The following is an 18,345-nucleotide window of genomic DNA, read 5'->3' on the forward strand; positions in this document are numbered from 1 at the left end:
GCAGTAAAAGGCTTAAATGAGAGATATAAAAGAAATAGAGAAAAGATATAAAGATCCTAACAGGATACCTAGAAAGGGCTCACATCTATTTAAAAAGAGGTATCTTCTTTTTATCATCTTATTCATTGCCTTTATTACAAACCCGGATGAAGAGAAACACAGAGAAGCCGTTAAACATAAAATAAACAGCATTGTGCTTCCACCTGACCCTTCGGGTTCGGGATATGTAGGCCGCCATCCGAGTGTAGACGCATTGGTGAATAATCATATCTCTGTTAATAATTATTTCCTGTTCTCTACAACAAAAGCTTTCTGGAATAATGAAGAAGCAACAATCGGATTGGGAGTTTTTGGACATGTGTTCATTTCCGATATGGTAGACAAAGCCATAAATAAAAGATTAAACAATTAGTACTAGACTATTATGTTCAGAGAAGTAAGAAGACAAAACAGAATACTTGAAGATAAAGCTCGCATAAGCGAACTATTGAACATATCCGAATACGGATTTCTCAGCTTAGGAACATCCGAGAATGGATATGGCTATGGCATCCCAATCAGTTATGTTTATGATGAAGAAGCCAATACTCTTTATTTTCATTGTGCTCCCGAAGGTCAGAAACTAGACCTGATAAAACAAAACAATAAGGTATCATTTTGTGTAGTAGGTGTAACAAAACCCATTGCCGAGCAATTCACCACCTTATACGAAAGTGTTATATCCTACGGTAAAGCTGATATAAATCTATCTGATGAAGAAAAACGAAAAGCTCTCAGGCTATTGGTAAATAAATATTCAAAAGGCTTTGAAGAAATAGGAGAAAAATACATAGACAAATCGTGGAGCCGTACAGCGACATTCAAAATAGAAATAGAACACATAACAGCCAAAGCAAAATATAGTCCACATTGAATTTCTTTTTACCCAAGCTCAGCTATATGTACCTCATAGCAGCAAGATAGAGGAGATCGGGAAAAGTAAAATATCGCTAAATTATACTTTCTCTCAAATAGATTTTCAAAGAAAGTGATTAGCTTTGCACAACTTTATAAATATATCGTAGCAACAATAAAAACTTATTAATTTGTTGATTGTGAGTTCATCTAATAATTCTTACTTCGGAAAAGCAATCTTGTTTATTGTTTTATCCGTAGGCTTCTTTTTACTCTGTAAACAGTTGCTTCCCAACCGCTTATTCCCTGAGAATAAAATAACAACCGAAAATATTGTTGTAGACAGCCTGATGCTGAATGCAATCAATGATACTACTGCCATTGACGATTCTCCAAATATAGCCAAGGCTGACAGCACAAATACAACAGACAGCTTAAACATCCAGCCCGAAGAAATCGACGAAGCTATAAACCCCTCGCTCAATGCAGATGGTTATCAAAATCTAAAACGATTTTATGAAAAGCTGCATCAGCTGGAAGCAAATAAGTCAGGAAAAATAAGAATAGCCTATTTCGGCGATTCTATGAACGACGGCGATTATATTGTACAAGACGTCAGAAGTGAATTCCAGAAAAACTATGGAGGGCACGGAGTCGGTTTTGTTTCTATATCATCTCTTTCTGCTGCTTCACGGGGATCTATCTCACACCAAGTTTCGAAAGAATGGATTGTACAATCTTTTATAAAAGTAAAGAAACCAACCAGACCGTTTGGAATAGATGGTCAAGTATTCTTTACACGTGGTTCAGGCTCTAATTATTGGGTAAAATATAAAGCTCAGGCTCAACCCTATTCAACTGCATTATATAATCCTATACTTTTATATGGTAGTTCCAATAATGCAAATGCGTCTATTACGATTCGTGCAGACAAAGACTCGGTATCTACCAAAAAGCTTACTCCTTCACATTTACTAAATACGCTGCCACTTACATCTTCAAGTGTAAAATCATTGCAGGTTACATTTGCCCATGCCGATTCTATTCCTATTTACGGATTCAGTTTCGATGACGGACAGGGAGTACATGTAGACAATTTCTCCATGCGCGGCAACTCAGGTCTTCCACTTTCTATACTCAATCCATCGCTAATGAATGCGTTCGATAAAGTTTTAGGGTACGACCTCATTGTTCTTCAATACGGAACCAATGTGTTGGGCTATGGTACACTAAATTATAGTTGGTATGAAAAAAACATGACGACGGTTGTAAACAACCTGCATCAATGTTTTCCGAATGCTGACATACTTATTATTTCCACAGCCGATAAGGCGAGCAAAATTGAACAAGAAATGAAAACAGATCCGGCAGTAGTTCCGTTGGCAAAAGCACAAAGGAACTATGCACACAAAACAGGATCGGGCTATATAAACCTCTATGAATTAATGGGTGGTAATGGATCGATGGTAAAATGGGTCGATGAATATCATTTGGCAAATAAAGATTATACCCACTTTAATGCGTCGGGTTCGAAAAAGATAGCCAAACTGCTTTATGACGAGATTAATAAAGGCTACCTGAAATACAAACAACATAAGACCGAAACAGAGATTAAGAAATGATATTTTCGAAAAAATTACGGACAATCGGTTTATTTACATTATTCTTATTCTACCCTCTTACATTTTTCTATTCTTCAACGAAAGATGCGAGAAGAGTTAAGGACATAAAGAATAATGTTTTTGCGAACCAGGAATTATTAAATCCCATCTTCAATAAGTTATACAACTTGGAGAAAAGTAAAAAAGGGAAAATTAATATTGTCCACATAGGTGACTCCCACATTCAGGCTGATTTTTTCACGAATGCCATAAGAAGCGAACTACAGTCAAAATTCGGAAACGGAGGGTATGGCTTTACTTTTCCTTATAGTCTGGTAAGAACAAACGGAACCCGCAACGTAAGATACAGCAGCAATGCCTCTTGGCAGAGCCTCAGAAATGTACTGCCAATAGCAGATGTAGGCGTAGGACTTAGCGGAATTGCGTTATATACTTCCTCTAACGACTTTGTATTGCAGCTATATACAGAAGAAGGATATGAGTTTACCAATGTTAAAGTAATATATCCGGATAAAGAGTCTCATTACAAAATGAGCATATCAGCCGACCCTCTTGAAGTAACAGGAGCAGCACCGACAAGTTCAACGTCGGGCACAAGCATTAAATATCACAAGGTAAAAAAGAGAGAAACATTGTCTTCCATAAGCCGAAAATACAGAGTAACGGTTGCTCAAGTAAGAAAAGCAAACGGAATGAAATCGAATACAATCCGATTGAACCAATCACTTAAAATACCAACGAAAACCACAGCGAAGCCTGTTACGGTTAAATCGAAGGAAACCAACTTGGATACGGAGAATCTGAAATTTGTAAATATGTTATCTAAACCATATTACTCATCGTATACCAGTGATTCAGCCATAAACAGGATCACTCTTGTACCCGATGGTAAAACGGCGATGTACAACCTCAACGGATTTGTAATAGAAAATAACCAGCCGGGAGTTGTATATCATACAATAGGTGTAAATGGCGCTAAAATGACGGATTACATTAAATATCCTCTGTTTTTCAAACAACTACCTATACTCGAACCCGACCTTATCATTCTATCCTTTGGAACAAACGAATCCTTCGGAAAAATGAGCGACACGGAATATGTCTTCCAGCTGAATGAGTTTATCAACAATATAAAAGCATATTGTAAGAATGCAACTATACTGGTAATGACTCCTCCTCCATCCATGTTTCGAAAAGGCAGGCAAAATACATTCGTTGCCGACTATAGCGTTGCTCTTATGGGGCTCAATTACCTACCGGTATGGGATTTATACTCACGCATGAGTGGTGATTCCGCTATCAGACCGAGAGGTGATTATGCATCGATGATAGCTCGCGACAAAGTACACTACACAACTGGCGGATACGAAGCTCAGGGACAGTTATTTATTTCTGATTTTCTTGACGCTTACAATAATTATAAAAGCAAATATGATAAGTAATATATTTGAAAGTATAAGAGATTTCTACTTACCTGATTTTTTAGAAAAGGTAATCAACGATATAGAACCATACTTTATTTACGACCCGTCGCGACCGCTCCTGTTCAATAGTGCCTTCTTTCTTGGGTTCTTCCTTGTCTTCTATATGGTATATGTAGCCAGTAAGAAACACGACCATTTCAGGAAAGTATACCTTATCGCTTTTTCTCTTTACTTCTATTATCTGGCAGGGGGAAATACGATGGATATAAATCTTTTCGGTTTTCATTTTCCGCTCAACTATTTTGTACTACTGGTTATCTGCGCTGTAGCAACACACTGGCTAGCTGTAAAAATGCATGAGTCAGAGAAAACGGGAACACGAAAATTATTCTTGACACTTATTATTGTCGGTAACTTATTGATGCTAGCATACTTTAAGTATACGAACTTCCTTATCGATAATATCAATGCAATTTTCAATGGGAACTTTGCATTACATAATATTATATTACCAATCGGTATATCATTCTTTGTATTCGAAGCGATAAGCTATGCTGTGGATTTATATCGCAAGCAAATGAAACCGGCCGACTCTCTTTTGGATTTCTGTTTTTATATAACATTCTTCCCGAAACTGGTAGCAGGGCCTATTATACGAGCAAAAGATTTTCTGCCGCAGATGAAAAATAAACTGCATCTGACTAAAGAAGACGCAAGTGCTGCTATATTCCTTATACTTATCGGTTTGATAAAGAAGGCGATTATATCAGATTATATCTCGACCAACTTTGTAGATCGGGTGTTCGATTCACCAATGAGCTATACTGCATTCGAGAACCTTATGGCTGTATATGGATATACGCTGCAAATATATTGTGACTTTTCGGGCTATTCAGACATTGCGATTGGACTATCCCTCTTGATGGGTTTCACGATACCGCCTAACTTTTTGACGCCATATAAATCCCAATCAGTCACCGAATTCTGGCGTCGCTGGCATATATCCCTATCCTCTTGGTTGCGGGACTATCTGTATATTTCGATGGGAGGAAACCGTAAAGGCAAGATTAGAACTTATTTCAACCTATTCATGACAATGCTGATAGGAGGATTATGGCATGGCGCATCGTGGAAATTTGTTATTTGGGGTGGACTGCATGGAACAATGCTGGCAATAGAACGATTCTTTAAGCAATTTATAAAAATACCGGACAACCGCTTCACAAGGATAATCTGCATCTTGCTAACTTTTCATTTCGTAGCATTTTGTTGGATATTCTTCCGTGCCGGAAGTTTCGAATTGGCTGGAAGTGTTATTTCAAATATTGGAAACCTAACATTTGCACCGAACGAATGGCTTGTTATTATAGAAGGATACAGAAATGTATTTATCTTACTGGTTATAGGATACATTATGCACTTCTTACCCGAAAGATTGGTTAACAATATAAAAGCGGGCTTCGATTCTATACCGTTATTCGGGAAAGCTGCTTTTGCAGGTCTTATCTTTTGGATGATATTTGCAACAGCCTCCAGCGGACCACAACCATTTATTTATTTTCAATTCTAAAAATATATTTAGTTGAACATCCACTACTTCAATCCCGGACACGAGACAGCAGTCAACAATGCATCGCCTTACTATACACCTCCGGCAAATATAGCGGCTATGCAAGAAGAATTGTCTTTTCTGACGGCATGGTACGCCGATCGGGAAGATAAAGTTTTGGTCGATAGTAAAGACGAAGTATATTATTCATACTTAACAGAACAATTCTCTGCACTAGCTCAACCAATATCTCAGAACGAGCTGAAACTATATAGATATGCAAATGTATCATTATGGGGAGTATCTCCTCAAGCGATTCGCTACTTCGAAGAACTAAATAAGGAATTAGAAATTAATCTGAATATTCCTGAATGGAGTGACGAATATAAATATCTTAATAGCAGACTAGCAGCAAGAGACTGTCTGTCTGAATTAATAAACTCTATCCCCCTACTCTCTCAAGCAGTCATACCGCAATTCTATACAAACCTGGACGATATAAACAAGGCTGTAGATACTTCGATATATCAATTATTAGCAAAAGCACCTTATTCATCATCGGGCAGGGGACTGCTGTGGCTACCGACAACAGGATTAACTCGTACCGAAAATCAGATATTGCATGGAATTCTAAAAAAACAAGGGAGTGTCTCTATCGAAAGAGTTTTAGATAAACAAATGGATTTTGCCATGGAATTTATGGCAGACGGAAAAGGAAATATTGCCTTTGCTGGCTATTCTCTTTTTTATACCAATGCGAAGGGTAGCTACGAAGCAAATTATATAGGCTCACAAAAAAGTATCATAGAACAATTGTCTGAAAAGATATCGCTAGACCTTCTTGATTCTGTAAAGAACAAACTTATCAACATATTGTCTGAAAAATTTGCAACACTTTACAATGGCTGCATCGGCGTGGATATGCTTATTTATTTAGAAGACAATGAGTATAAATTACATCCTTGCGTTGAAATAAATATGCGATACAATATGGGATTTCTCAGTTGCCGGTTGTATGAAAACTATATAGCTACGCATTCTTGCGGAAAATTCTATATAGACTTTAAACCTAAAGCAGAAGAGATGTATAACAACCATCTCTTGATGGAGGAAAAGCACCCTATCCGAATAGAAAATGGCAGAATAACCTCAGGATACCTTTCGTTATGCCCAATCAACAAAAGCAACAGATATAGAGCTTATGTATTGGTTGAAGAAGGCTTTTAATACCCATCACTATCATACGACTACAAATTTCTCCTTCTGAATTCAGCACAAATAATTGCTGTAGCTATAGCTACATTTAACGACTCTGACGTGGGATTACCTACAGGGTAGTTTGGTATATACAGTTTCTCGGTAATCAATCTTTCTATTTCAGGACGGATTCCATTACCTTCATTTCCCATAACAATAATTCCGTGAGATGTAATCTTTTTTTCGTACATATTTTCTCCATCGAGAAAAGTACCGTACACAGGCAAATGTTTATTCCGAGTTAAAAAATCTGACAAGTCTGTATAATGAATATTAACCCTCGCTAAAGCCCCCATTGTAGCTTGTACCACCTTCGGATTGTAGACATCAACAGTATCTTGCGAGCAAAATATATGATGAATACCATACCAATCAGCCAAGCGTATGATTGTACCCATATTGCCGGGATCTTGAATACCATCCAATGCCAAAACCAGCTCATCAGCAATCTCTATATCATCTACATTTTCTGATTGGTAGAAGACAGCTAACACCTGCTGTGGGTTTTGTAAAAAACTCGCTTGAGCCAACTCTCTGTCATTCACTTCTATTACGTCTTCCACATTCGCCACATCAGCCGATTTCAAGAATTCGGGATTAGCAACCAGTAACTGACATTTAATGAATGGTAGTAAATCGCTTACCATCTTATGACCTTCAGCGACAAAAGTTCCGAACTCGGTACGATATTTCTTCTCTTTCAAAGAGCGAATATATTTCAGCTTATTTTTGCTTAAACTCATTTATTTATTATCCAAATTTTACTTCACACGATACCTTAATCTAACTAAAACATTACCTCTAACCTATTTCCTTCAGGGTCTAGCGTTTCGAACTCATAATAGCCATCGCCTGTTTGCCGAGGACCTCTTAATATCTGATAGCCGGCATTCTTTAATTCCTCTGCTTTCTTATCTACTTCTTCTATAGAGTCAACAACAAACGCCAAATGAATAAGTCCTTTGTGCTGGGTTCCCACAACATCATTTGCATTATCAGGAATATCTGTTCTATGCATTATCTCTAATTGCCCGCCCGATTCGAAACTTAGAAAGTAGCTTCTGAAACCTGTGGTTTTATTTTCGTACAGTTGATTCGCTTGGGCTCCAAAATGTTTGACATAATAATCCTTTTCTTTTTCCAGGTCGGTAACCCAAATAGCAGCATGGTGAAGTTTCATAAATTATTTTAAAATCAATTTATACTCTTTTTAATAACAAAACTACAAAAAGAAACAATTAAAACCCTAAATTTGTCGTTCAATTGAATAAATAGAGTTTGCTTCAGGTTATTTTCTATGAGACATAAGTTTTTGATTCCCTTCTTTGTAGTAATACTTCTTACGATCTTCATACAGTCGTGCAGTACAACAAAATATATCCCTGACGGAGAATATTTACTGGCAAGCACTACAGTAAAGAGTGACAAAAAGGTCATGTCAACCATGGATATGGAAACCTTTATCAAACAAAAACCTAACTATAAAACCTTTGCAATATTCAAGCTACCACTTTTCTTATATAATCTATCAGGAAAAGATACGACAAAATGGGTTAATCGTACGTTGCGTAATGCGGGAGATCCCCCTGTGCTATATGATAGTACGATGCTAGAGCAGACAGTAGTCAATCTGGAGCGTATGATGACAAACAAAGGGTATATAGATGCAAGAGTTACCCCCATAGTAGAGCTAAAGAATAAAAAGGCAAAAGTAATTTATGATATAAAAGCTGGTGCACCTTATCGTATAAAGGATTATACTATTAACATCAATGACAGTGTAATAAAAAAAACAATAATACCTGCTCAGCAATACCAGCCATTGATTAGCCGAAGACGAGATAGAGGAAATCTACCTATGAGCATCGATAGTATTTTATCTCGGAACACATTGGTACACAAAAACTCTTTATTGGATTTGGATGTTCTCGATCAGGAAAGAGAACGAGTATCATCTTTATTCCGTCGAACGGGATACTATGCATTTAATAAAGAGTACGTAGGGTTTGATGCAGATACCACACTCGGCAATAATATGGTTAAGCTCGATCTCACTATCGAGCCATTTGCTACTCGTGCCGCAGATGGACAAATCACAGAAGTCCCTCACAGACAATATATAGTAGAAGACGTAGTCTTTCTGGTTGACTATAATCCTCTAACAGACCAAAGCGTTAATGAATTTGAACCTACAAGTGTATACGAAGAAGGAAGATATAAAATAAAGTATGGACCAAGAGAGCGTTACATCAGTCCTAGAACGGTTTTGGATAATTGTTATATCATGCCGGGAGCATTGTTTAATGAGAATGCAACGTCCCTTACATACAGCTCGCTAGCTCAACTTAAGATATTAAAAAACATAAATATCAGTTATTACGAATTTATCGATAATGATTCGACTAAACTGCATTGCGTGATTACCTGTGTTCCGGATAAAAAACAAGGTATTTCTGCCGAAGTGGAAGGCACTAACTCAGGCGGTTATTTTGGTGTAGGAGCGAGCGTAGGATATCTTCACCGAAACGTATTTAAAGGATCGGAGCTATTCAGCGCACGTCTGCGTGGAGCCTACGAAGCTATTACCCCTAGTTTCTCCAGCTTCTCTGACAATTATTTTGAAATTGGAGGAGAAACATCACTTACATTCCCAAGCTTTATGTTTCCTCTTTTGAGTAAAGAACAAAAGCGAAGAATACACGCCTCTACGCAATTAAATGCGAGCTATTCATTCCAACGGCGACCGGGATTTTTCACCCGTACCGTATTAGGATCGGGAGTGCAGTATATATGGCAAGACAGACGTCAATCTCTTAACCGTCACATATTTGATTTGATAGAGATTAGCTATATCCACCTTCCATCTATCGACTCAACATTCGAAAGCAAACTTTCTGCGGCAGCGAAACAGTATAGTTTTAAAGACCACTTTATTCTGGGAACAGGGTATACTTTTTCACGTACCAATGTCGCAAATGTAAACAGACGGTCTTATCAACCGATATATTCGTTACGAGCATCGATAGAAACTGCCGGAAACCTGCTCTCTCTAGCTGCTAAAATGTCAGGAGCAAAACCAGATTCTTTAGGTTCGAGACAAATATTCGGGACGAACTTTGCTCAATATGTACGGGCAACCATAGACTATAGCAAAGCATACCAAATAGACGAAAAAAACTCACTGGCATGGCATCTCGGCGGAGGACTAGCTTATCCGTATGGAAATAACCAACAGATACCTATCCAAAAGCGCTTCTTTGCGGGAGGAGCAAACAGTGTAAGAGGGTGGTCGATAAGAGAACTTGGCCCCGGGTCTTATTATTTTAAAAAATCGGCAGATGGTAATGATAAGGACAACTTTTATTATCACTCGGGTGACATACGGCTAGATGCAAGTGTAGAGTATAGAAGTAAGTTATTCTGGATTATAGAAATGGGAGCTTTTATCGATGCCGGAAATATATGGACAGTGAAGAACTATGAAGATCAACCCGATGGGGCTTTCAAATTAAATAAATTTTATAAAGAAGTCGCTGTAGCATGGGGATTAGGGTTACGCCTTAATTTCGATTTTGTACTTATTCGCTTAGACTGTGGATGGAAGGCTTATGATCCTTCGGGAGATCCCAATATAACCCGATGGCCTATCAAGGAACCTTGGCGCATAGCCAAAAATACAGCTTGGCACATCGCCGTGGGCTATCCTTTCTAATACTACATTAGCAAATTATAACATCTTAAGACTCCGCCCTATAAGTTTTAATTCTTTTTAGGCAATATGTTTTAAGCAAGCGAGTTAATAAGATGTACTTTTGCAATAAATAAAATTTCTATTTATTTGATGAAAAAATTATACATACTATTACTACTCCTTACTTTCGCAACTATTACGTGGGCTCAAACATATGAGGATATGGTAAATAGAGCCATGGATTATATAGACATGAAGGATTATGCCGCTGCGGAACAAGCTCTGAAAGCTGCTTTGCGTAAAGAACCTGCAAATCCGAACAATATCATGCTGATGGTTAACCTGGGTACAATACAACGAAACCTGGGAGAATACGAAGAGGCTCTTATATCTTATAATGTAGCAATAGAACGATATCCCGATCGGGCTTTTCTGAAACATAGCCGTGCAGCATTATATTGCGATATGGGACGATATGACGATGCCATGAAAGACTACAATACGGTATTGCTAAACGACCCGAAAGATATAGAGGCACTTTATAGACGAGGGCTGTTGCACCTCAATAACAATAATATATTTGCAGCCGAAGAAGACTTTGAAAAGACCTTAAAAGAAGCACCAGATAATCTACAAGCGAAACTGGGACAAGCTCTGATAATGAAACGAAGAGGGGAATTTAAAGAAGCAGAAGAGCTATACAGCGATTTAATATACAAACACAAAAACAACGCAGACCTGTATTTCAACAGAGCAGAATGCTACTTGCAGTTAAACAAACTGGCACGGATGAATGAAGATATAAATAAGGCTCTGGAACTAGGCTTCAGAGATCCGATTATCTATCTACTGAGAGGTCAGTTAAGACTGGCTCAGTATGACAAACGTTTGGCTAAAGAAGACTTTCTGAAAGCACAGGAAATGGGAGTAAGCCAAACAATTGTAGCCGACTTTCTCAAATTGTGCAAATAACAAAAAGCCTCGCTTTCATCAAACATAACATTTATCAATATTAACATAATTATTATCTATTTGATTTATTAAGATTATGCTTCTATATTTGCAAGTATAACAAATAAACTAATAATTAAAATTAAGTAATTATGTCAGTATTAGTAGGAAAGAAAGCACCCGTATTCAATACAAGTGCTGTAGTGAATGGAAATGAGATAGTAGAAGGCTTCTCTTTGGAACAATACAAAGGAAAGAAATATGTATTATTTTTCTTCTACCCTGCAGATTTTACATTTGTATGTCCAACAGAAATTATCGCATTCCAAGAAAAAATTGCAGAATTCGAATCACGTAACGTAGCTGTTGTTGGAGCTTCTACCGACTCAGCTTTCTCTCACTGGAAATGGTTACAAACAGAACAAAATGATGGAGGTATCAAGGGGGTTAAATATCCATTGGTATCAGACCAATCACTCATGATTTCTACTGCTTATGATGTACTGGCAGGATCATTTGACTACAACGATGAAGGTGAAGATGTATTCAACGGTGCGCCTCAGGCTTATCGTGGACTTTTCTTGATCGATAAAGAAGGTGTTGTACGCCATCAGGTAGTGAATGACATGCCGCTGGGACGTAGCGTAGACGAAGCGATACGTGTAATCGATGCACTTCAATTCACTGAAGAATACGGCGAAGTTTGTCCTGCAAACTGGAAAAAAGGAGATAAAGCTTTAAAAGCAACCCAAGAAGGGATTTCTGATTATTTATCCCATAAACATTAGTTCTGTCTTGTTTATAACGGATATAAGTTTAAGTTAATTTAGTTCCTAAAGCCGTAGTCCTTCTGATTACGGCTTTTTAATACATAAAAGGAATATATTGCCCTTATTTTTCATACTTTTGTACTCGTTATTTTTAATTTAACTCAAAATGAAATATAATTTCGATGAAATCATCAATCGCAAGGGAACTAATGCCTTAAAAACAGATGCTCTTACGGCACGTTATGGTGACGCCGACCTCATCCCCTTATGGGTTGCAGATATGGACTTCAAGTCACCACCGGCAATAACGGAAGCCATCATCGAACGAGCTCACCACGGCATTTTTGGTTATACTTGTGCATCTCAAGAATATTATAATTCTATTATAAATTGGGTTAACCGCCACCATAACTGGCAAATCCAACAAGAATGGATTACATTTATTCCCGGAATAGTAAAAGGAATAGCCTTCGTTTTAGATTGCTTTACGTCCAAAGATCATCAGATAATAATACAACCACCCGTATATCACCCTTTTCGTATAATCCCCACTTTGCACCATCGTATTGTTGTAGATAATCCTTTAACATTGGAAGCCGGACAATACAAAATGGATTTGGAAGGATTGAAGAATATAATCAATCCGGCTAGTAAAGTACTGATACTTTGCAATCCTCACAATCCGGGTGGAAGAGTCTGGACACGTCAGGAATTAATTGATATAGCTGAAATATGCTACGAACACAAAATATTGGTTATATCAGATGAGATTCATTCAGATTTGGCATTTGCTCCACACAAGCATATTCCATTTGCCAGCGTGTCTGAGAAAGCTGCGCAAAACAGCATTACATTCATGGCTCCCAGCAAAACATTTAATATAGCGGGTATTGTAAGTTCATATTCAATTATTCCGAATGATGAACTCAGAAAAAAATTCAACAAATATTTAGAAAGCAGCGAGCTTGAAGAAGGTCATATATTTGCTTATTTGGCAGCACAAACCGCATACGAGCATTGCGACGAATGGTTGGCACAAGCTAAAGAGTATATGTGGAATAATATCAAGTTTGTAGACGAATACCTAAAAGCCAATATTCCTCAAATAAAAGCAATGACTCCTGAAGCATCATTTCTTGTATGGCTAGACTGTAGAGAACTGAATCTTTCACAGAAGGCATTAGTTTCTTTATTTGTAGACGATGCCAAATTGGCACTGAACGATGGCGAGATGTTTGGTAAAGGGGGAGAAGGATACATGCGCTTAAATGTGGGTACACCTTTAGCCAACATACAAAAAGCGTTGGATAATCTTAAAAAGGCAGTACACGCAAAACAAATACATGACTAGAATTGTTTCTATTACAATTTTGGGCACGATTATTGTCATACAAAAATAAAGTAAAAATAGGTCTTAGGACTTGGTAATTAATCCATATAAACAATTAATAAATAAAATGAAAATTTCAACTAATAAGTTTGTTGCTCTATCTTATGATCTGACAGTTGGTGAAGGTGAGGAACGTGAACTAATGGAAAAGGCTACAGCTGAGACTCCTCTTGAATTTATCTTTGGTACAGACTCTATGCTTCAGGCCTTTGAGAAGAACATCGATGGATTAGCTGAAGGAGATTCTTTCGATTTTACACTCACACCGGAAGAAGCATATGGCGAATACGATGATGATCATGTGGTTGATCTCCCACGAAATATATTCGAACAAGATGGTGTATTGAATGAAGAAGTAATCTTTGAAGGAAATACAGTTCCAATGATGGATACAAACGGAAATCGTTTGAATGGTTCTGTTGTGGAAGTAAAAGAAGATGTTATAAAAATGGACTTCAATCACCCGTTAGCAGGAGAAACATTAAATTTCTCAGGAAAAGTACTAACTGTAAGAGAATCGACACCTGAAGAAATTGCAGCATTGTTTGCACCTCAAGGTGGTGGATGCGGATGCGGTTCAGGATGTGGTTGTGGCGACGGAGAAGAAGATTCTTGCGGATGCGGCAGCGAAAAAGAAACAGCTGGCGGATGCGGTTCAGGATGCGGATGTCACTAATAAGTGATTGACATTAGATAATATATAAAAGACAGATGCTCAAAAGCATCTGTCTTTTTCTTTTATCCGATTATTTCAATTCGGGCAAACTTTAATAACAATTGCTTTACTCCTGAGTTTTCAAACTCTACAGTTGCCTTACGACTATCTACATCACCTGTTACTGCGGTCACTTTTCCGATGCCAAAACGTTCATGTTTGATAATAGCCCCTACACCGACCTCGCCTGCATTACTTCCCGCCGACGCTTTAGGTGTAGCTGTTCTAGCATTTACAAATTTAGGTTGACCGAAGCTTTCATTTTTCGGTTGGGATAGAGGAGTTGATTCTCTTTGTACAGATCGTTCCGCATGAGTAGTACGAGTATTGGATGAGTAGTCAAACAGTTCTTTGGTATATGTCTCAGGACGATTGAGAACACCAAAGCCTCCTGATCCGAGTACTCCGGCATTTACATTCAGATAATTCGTATCAATGTCTCTTAAGAAACGACTTGGATTACATGCATTAATCTGACCGTTACGAAATCGGCTTTTCGCATAAGTTATCATACAAAACTCCTTCGCCCGTGTTATGGCCACATAGAACAAACGTCGTTCTTCTTCAAGTCCTCTGAATTCATCCTTTGCCATAGCCGAAGGAAAAAGATCTTCTTCGAGCCCTACGACAAATACATTATTAAATTCCAATCCTTTAGCTGCATGGATTGTCATCATGGTCACTTTCTCTTTATCGGCTTCCTTGTCGGTATCTTGATCACTGAGAAGAGATACCTCGGAAAGAAAGTCCATCAATCCTATTCCTCCCAAACCTTCTTCCTGACGACTCTCACAGAACTCATGGATACCTCCGAGTAACTCCTGTAAGTTCTCTTGACGGCTCATACCTTCGGGTGTCTGATCTTGGTATGCATCAGAAGCAATACCACTTTCCTTCACAATACGGGTAGCCAGTTCGTAAGCAGAGAGCTCTTGTAATTGGGCGATAAAGCTTTCTATCAATTCTTTGAAGCCAGCCAATTTCTTTGCAGTACCGGCATTAACATCCAAGTTGAATCCCAACGGGTTACTGATTACCTCCCATAAGCTTACATTATGCAGGCGTGCTGCATCAGCTATCTTATTTAAGGTCGTATTGCCTATACCTCGGGTAGGGAAATTAACGGTACGGCGGAAAGCTTCCTCATCGTACGGATTAACGACCATACGAAAATATCCTATTACATCTTTTATTTCTTTACGCTGATAGAAAGATAGTCCACCATAAATACGATAAGGTATATTCTTCTTTCTCAATGCTTCTTCAAAAATACGAGACTGAGCATTTGTACGATACAGAATTACAAACTCACTGTATGGAGCATTCTTATCACGGCGCAAATCCCATATCTTATTAGACACAATCACCCCTTCCTCGAAATCGGAGAAAGCACTTGCTACCTCAAGACGGTCACCTTCCTCATTTTCGGAATATATTGTCTTTTTTATTTGATCTTTATTTTGTTTTATCAAGCTATTTGCAGCATTTACGATATTCTGGGTAGAACGATAGTTTTGCTCGAGTTTAAACAGCCTGGCTTCCGGATATACCTCCTTGAACTTTAATATATTTTCAATATTTGCTCCACGAAACGAATATATACTCTGAGCATCATCCCCTACCACACACACTCGATGATGTGCATCAGCAAGCTGTTTCACAACAAGATACTGAGCAAAATTTGTATCCTGATACTCATCTACCAGTATAAACTGATAACGCTCTTGATAGGCAGCTAACACATCCGGGTGATCTCGAAACAAGCGGTTGGTATAAAACAGCAGGTCATCAAAGTCCATTGTATTCGATGCCCTCAACCGATTGTTATATTCTCTGTATATATCTTTTATCATGGGCATCTTTGCTCGCTGATCGTATTCTATAAGCTCTTTGTTCTGAGCATACATCTGAGGAGATATGAGAGCATTTTTTGCATTCGATATGATCGATTGCACACGTGCCGGCTTGTATACTTTATCATCAAGCTGAAACTGCTTTATTATGGTTTTTATAAGATTACGAGAGTCGGCAGAATCGAAAATAGTGAAGTTAGCTGTAAATCCTATTCTTTCTGCCTCGGTACGTAAGATTCGTGAAAAAACGGAGTGAAACGTACCCATCCATAAGTAACGGGCATATTGCCAGCCAATAAGCTGCGCTATACGTTCTTTCATTTCACGTGCAGCCTTATTGGTAAATGTTAGTGCCAATATACTTTGAGGATGATAGCCTTGCTGCATTAAATAGGCTATTTTGTATGTCAATACACGAGTCTTGCCCGACCCTGCTCCGGCAATAATTAGAGAAGGTCCGCTATTATATTCTACAGCTTCGCGTTGTTGCTTATTTAATTGATCGAGTAAATTATCCATAAAAAATTTGAGATAGGATAACAAAGGTAATGCTTTTTCAGCGAACAATAATCAGCTTATCGCCTACAGAAGTACATGTATTTTTCGTACCCTTCAAATTAATCTATATAAATATTATAAGGTTGAAAGAATATATCTGCTAACTTTGTTTTTGTTACAGTAAATAAATATTGAAAGTATTAATCATAAATCGGAATAGATAGATGTATGTATTTATATCTCCACATTTTGACGATGCCATAGGGTCGGCCGGAGGTGTTATAAACAGACTCGTTGAATCTGGAGAAGAATGTTGCATAATGACCATTATGACAGCGATACCATGGTATCATCCCAAATATGCATATTATGTATTACATAGACAATCTGAAAACAAGAGTGCAGCCAAGGCTTTAAAATGCAGTGTGAAAAATGCCCCGTTTCTGGATGTTGTATACAGAAAAGGGATGAGAAAACTGATGAAGCAGGCGAAGAAAAAGTTGTTCACAGTAGAAGTTACAGAGTATGATTTGATTGAAAAGATCCGGGATTATATTCTGATAAATACAAAGCCTGATGATATATTGATTGCTCCGGCAGGACTCGGCAATCATATAGATCACCGTATCGTGAATATCGCAGTTCAGGATCTCGATAGACGTGTTTATTTCTACGAAGAATTCTATTATGATATTGAACAGACGGAATCGCCATTGACAGCCGATTATCCATACGTGTATTTAACAAAGAATGAAATTTCTGAAAAATTAGATGCAATGTTGATGTATAAGAAAACCCTACGAAAACTATTTCGCAGAAATTGGAAAGAAAGAACGGCCCACTATTATATGAAAGAACGTATACATGCAGGCAAGCCTTATGAACGGTTTAACGATATTACTTTTATAGATGGGAAATAAAAAACTAATAGGATCATTAACATCTTATCCGGCTAGGATAACGACTGTTCACCGTGTAATTGAAACTATTTTAAATCAATCGGTATCACTGGATAAAGTTATTTTGTATCTGGCCGATGAACAGTTTCCAGATCGACAATTGCCACAAACATTAACTGATTTGGCAAAAAATGGAAAATTTGAAGTCCGGTGGTGGGCACGCGATATCAAATCATTTAAAAAATTGATTCCGGCATTAAAAGAGTTTCCGGATGATAATATTGTTACATTCGATGATGATATTTTGTATCCACCCAATATAATTGAAAGATTAATAAAGAAACACCAGAAGTACCCACATGCTATTTGCGGATGCCGTATTCGGTTAATAACCTCTAAAAATGGTGATATTGGAGAATATAAAACATGGAAGCGATGTAAAAAATGGCGATTATTTTTGTACGGAGGCAAACCAAAATTTAGAAATCTAGCGACAACAGGTGGTGGCACTTTATTTCCGCCGCATTCTTTACATCCAGACGTTTTCCGCGATGATATATTTATGGATCTTTGTCCAACAACTGATGACCTATGGTTTTGTGCAATGGCAATTCTTAATGGGACAAAAACTGCTCCTGCAGGAAGCTCTGAGAAAATAACAGTCATAGAAGAGTCTCAGACTGAGGCTTTGATGTATGACAACACACAAGGGAAAAAACTCAATGACAAGAATATGAATAATATTATGGATGCATATCCCGCAGTAAGAACTCGCCTTATCAATCGGAATAAAAAGTGACAAAATAACGGNNTTATTTTTCTATTGGATATG

16 protein-coding genes are annotated in these 18,345 nt (G+C 37.8%); 13 read left to right on the plus strand and 3 right to left on the minus strand.

Features of this window, described 5'->3' with window-relative positions; all coding sequences use genetic code 11:
• Positions 1–16 precede the first annotated feature (16 nt).
• The 6 genes from B3P17_RS14890 (at position 17) to B3P17_RS14915 (ending at position 6,716) form a co-directional block, all read left to right on the plus strand.
• Positions 17–412: a hypothetical protein gene (locus B3P17_RS14890; protein ID WP_252636503.1), complete on the plus strand. Its 396-nt coding sequence runs from the start codon at positions 17–19 to the stop codon at positions 410–412.
• 12 nt (positions 413–424) lie between these two features.
• Complete coding sequence (locus tag B3P17_RS14895) at positions 425–913, plus strand: pyridoxamine 5'-phosphate oxidase family protein (protein WP_252636504.1); 489 nt, start codon at positions 425–427, stop codon at positions 911–913.
• A 181-nt stretch (positions 914–1,094) separates the two neighbouring features.
• Positions 1,095–2,516, plus strand: a complete 1,422-nt coding sequence (locus B3P17_RS14900) for a GDSL-type esterase/lipase family protein (RefSeq protein ID WP_252636505.1) — start codon at positions 1,095–1,097, stop codon at positions 2,514–2,516.
• Positions 2,517–2,683: 167 nt separating this feature from the next.
• Positions 2,684–3,958 carry a LysM peptidoglycan-binding domain-containing protein gene (locus tag B3P17_RS14905; protein ID WP_291106102.1) on the plus strand — a complete coding sequence of 425 codons (1,275 nt, stop codon included), beginning with the start codon at positions 2,684–2,686 and terminating at the stop codon, positions 3,956–3,958.
• Positions 3,948–5,510, plus strand: a complete 1,563-nt coding sequence (locus B3P17_RS14910; protein WP_252636507.1) for an MBOAT family O-acyltransferase — start codon at positions 3,948–3,950, stop codon at positions 5,508–5,510. The genes B3P17_RS14905 and B3P17_RS14910 overlap by 11 nt, the downstream gene beginning before the upstream one ends.
• A 12-nt stretch (positions 5,511–5,522) precedes the next feature.
• Positions 5,523–6,716 (plus strand): hypothetical protein, encoded by a 1,194-nt coding sequence (locus tag B3P17_RS14915; protein WP_252636508.1) that lies wholly within the window; start codon positions 5,523–5,525, stop codon positions 6,714–6,716.
• A gap of 20 nt (positions 6,717–6,736) precedes the next feature.
• Here the strand turns inward: B3P17_RS14915 and B3P17_RS14920 are convergent, their stop codons facing one another.
• Together B3P17_RS14920 and B3P17_RS14925 are read right to left on the minus strand one after the other, a co-directional pair.
• A complete protein-coding gene (locus B3P17_RS14920; protein WP_252636509.1) occupies positions 6,737–7,489 on the minus strand; it encodes an RNA methyltransferase in 753 nt (250 codons plus the stop codon).
• 44 nt (positions 7,490–7,533) lie between these two features.
• Positions 7,534–7,926, minus strand: a complete 393-nt coding sequence (locus tag B3P17_RS14925; protein ID WP_006842648.1) for a VOC family protein — start codon at positions 7,924–7,926, stop codon at positions 7,534–7,536.
• 117 nt (positions 7,927–8,043) lie between these two features.
• On the opposite strand from B3P17_RS14925, the gene B3P17_RS14930 reads away from it, so the two are divergent.
• The 5 genes from B3P17_RS14930 to B3P17_RS14950 all read left to right on the plus strand — a co-directional run bounded on the left by B3P17_RS14930 (position 8,044) and on the right by B3P17_RS14950 (position 14,224).
• A complete protein-coding gene (locus B3P17_RS14930; RefSeq protein ID WP_252636510.1) occupies positions 8,044–10,458 on the plus strand; it encodes a BamA/TamA family outer membrane protein in 2,415 nt (804 codons plus the stop codon).
• Between the two features lie 129 nt (positions 10,459–10,587).
• Complete coding sequence (locus B3P17_RS14935; protein ID WP_252636511.1) at positions 10,588–11,409, plus strand: tetratricopeptide repeat protein; 822 nt, start codon at positions 10,588–10,590, stop codon at positions 11,407–11,409.
• 131 nt (positions 11,410–11,540) lie between these two features.
• The gene (locus B3P17_RS14940; protein ID WP_135104006.1) at positions 11,541–12,176 is read left to right on the plus strand and encodes a peroxiredoxin; all 636 of its coding nucleotides are present in this window, start codon (positions 11,541–11,543) and stop codon (positions 12,174–12,176) included.
• 148 nt (positions 12,177–12,324) lie between these two features.
• Complete coding sequence (locus tag B3P17_RS14945) at positions 12,325–13,509, plus strand: MalY/PatB family protein (protein ID WP_252636512.1); 1,185 nt, start codon at positions 12,325–12,327, stop codon at positions 13,507–13,509.
• 106 nt (positions 13,510–13,615) lie between these two features.
• Positions 13,616–14,224 carry an FKBP-type peptidyl-prolyl cis-trans isomerase gene (locus B3P17_RS14950; protein ID WP_006842643.1) on the plus strand — a complete coding sequence of 203 codons (609 nt, stop codon included), beginning with the start codon at positions 13,616–13,618 and terminating at the stop codon, positions 14,222–14,224.
• 62 nt (positions 14,225–14,286) lie between these two features.
• On the opposite strand, the gene B3P17_RS14955 is transcribed toward B3P17_RS14950, so the two are convergent.
• A complete protein-coding gene (locus B3P17_RS14955; protein WP_252636513.1) occupies positions 14,287–16,635 on the minus strand; it encodes an ATP-dependent helicase in 2,349 nt (782 codons plus the stop codon).
• Positions 16,636–16,838: 203 nt separating this feature from the next.
• Between B3P17_RS14955 and B3P17_RS14960 the strand changes: the two genes are divergently transcribed.
• Positions 16,839–17,534: a PIG-L deacetylase family protein gene (locus tag B3P17_RS14960; protein WP_252636514.1), complete on the plus strand. Its 696-nt coding sequence runs from the start codon at positions 16,839–16,841 to the stop codon at positions 17,532–17,534.
• Positions 17,524–18,312 (plus strand): glycosyltransferase, encoded by a 789-nt coding sequence (locus B3P17_RS14965; protein WP_252636515.1) that lies wholly within the window; start codon positions 17,524–17,526, stop codon positions 18,310–18,312. The genes B3P17_RS14960 and B3P17_RS14965 overlap by 11 nt, the downstream gene beginning before the upstream one ends.
• The last annotated feature ends 33 nt before the right edge of the window (positions 18,313–18,345 follow it).

Source organism: Dysgonomonas sp. UBA7630 (assembly GCF_002483985.1).
In the GTDB taxonomy this organism is placed as follows: domain Bacteria; phylum Bacteroidota; class Bacteroidia; order Bacteroidales; family Dysgonomonadaceae; genus Dysgonomonas.

Coding starts and splice junctions, on each gene's coding strand:
- B3P17_RS14890 (WP_252636503.1), top strand. CDS start 17: ATGAGAGATATAAAAGAAATAGAGAAAAGATATAAAGATCCTAACAGG.
- B3P17_RS14895 (WP_252636504.1), top strand. CDS start 425: ATGTTCAGAGAAGTAAGAAGACAAAACAGAATACTTGAAGATAAAGCT.
- B3P17_RS14910 (WP_252636507.1), top strand. CDS start 3,948: ATGATAAGTAATATATTTGAAAGTATAAGAGATTTCTACTTACCTGAT.
- B3P17_RS14920 (WP_252636509.1), bottom strand. CDS start 7,489: ATGAGTTTAAGCAAAAATAAGCTGAAATATATTCGCTCTTTGAAAGAG.
- B3P17_RS14925 (WP_006842648.1), bottom strand. CDS start 7,926: ATGAAACTTCACCATGCTGCTATTTGGGTTACCGACCTGGAAAAAGAA.
- B3P17_RS14930 (WP_252636510.1), top strand. CDS start 8,044: ATGAGACATAAGTTTTTGATTCCCTTCTTTGTAGTAATACTTCTTACG.
- B3P17_RS14935 (WP_252636511.1), top strand. CDS start 10,588: ATGAAAAAATTATACATACTATTACTACTCCTTACTTTCGCAACTATT.
- B3P17_RS14940 (WP_135104006.1), top strand. CDS start 11,541: ATGTCAGTATTAGTAGGAAAGAAAGCACCCGTATTCAATACAAGTGCT.
- B3P17_RS14945 (WP_252636512.1), top strand. CDS start 12,325: ATGAAATATAATTTCGATGAAATCATCAATCGCAAGGGAACTAATGCC.
- B3P17_RS14950 (WP_006842643.1), top strand. CDS start 13,616: ATGAAAATTTCAACTAATAAGTTTGTTGCTCTATCTTATGATCTGACA.
- B3P17_RS14955 (WP_252636513.1), bottom strand. CDS start 16,635: ATGGATAATTTACTCGATCAATTAAATAAGCAACAACGCGAAGCTGTA.
- B3P17_RS14960 (WP_252636514.1), top strand. CDS start 16,839: ATGTATGTATTTATATCTCCACATTTTGACGATGCCATAGGGTCGGCC.
- B3P17_RS14965 (WP_252636515.1), top strand. CDS start 17,524: ATGGGAAATAAAAAACTAATAGGATCATTAACATCTTATCCGGCTAGG.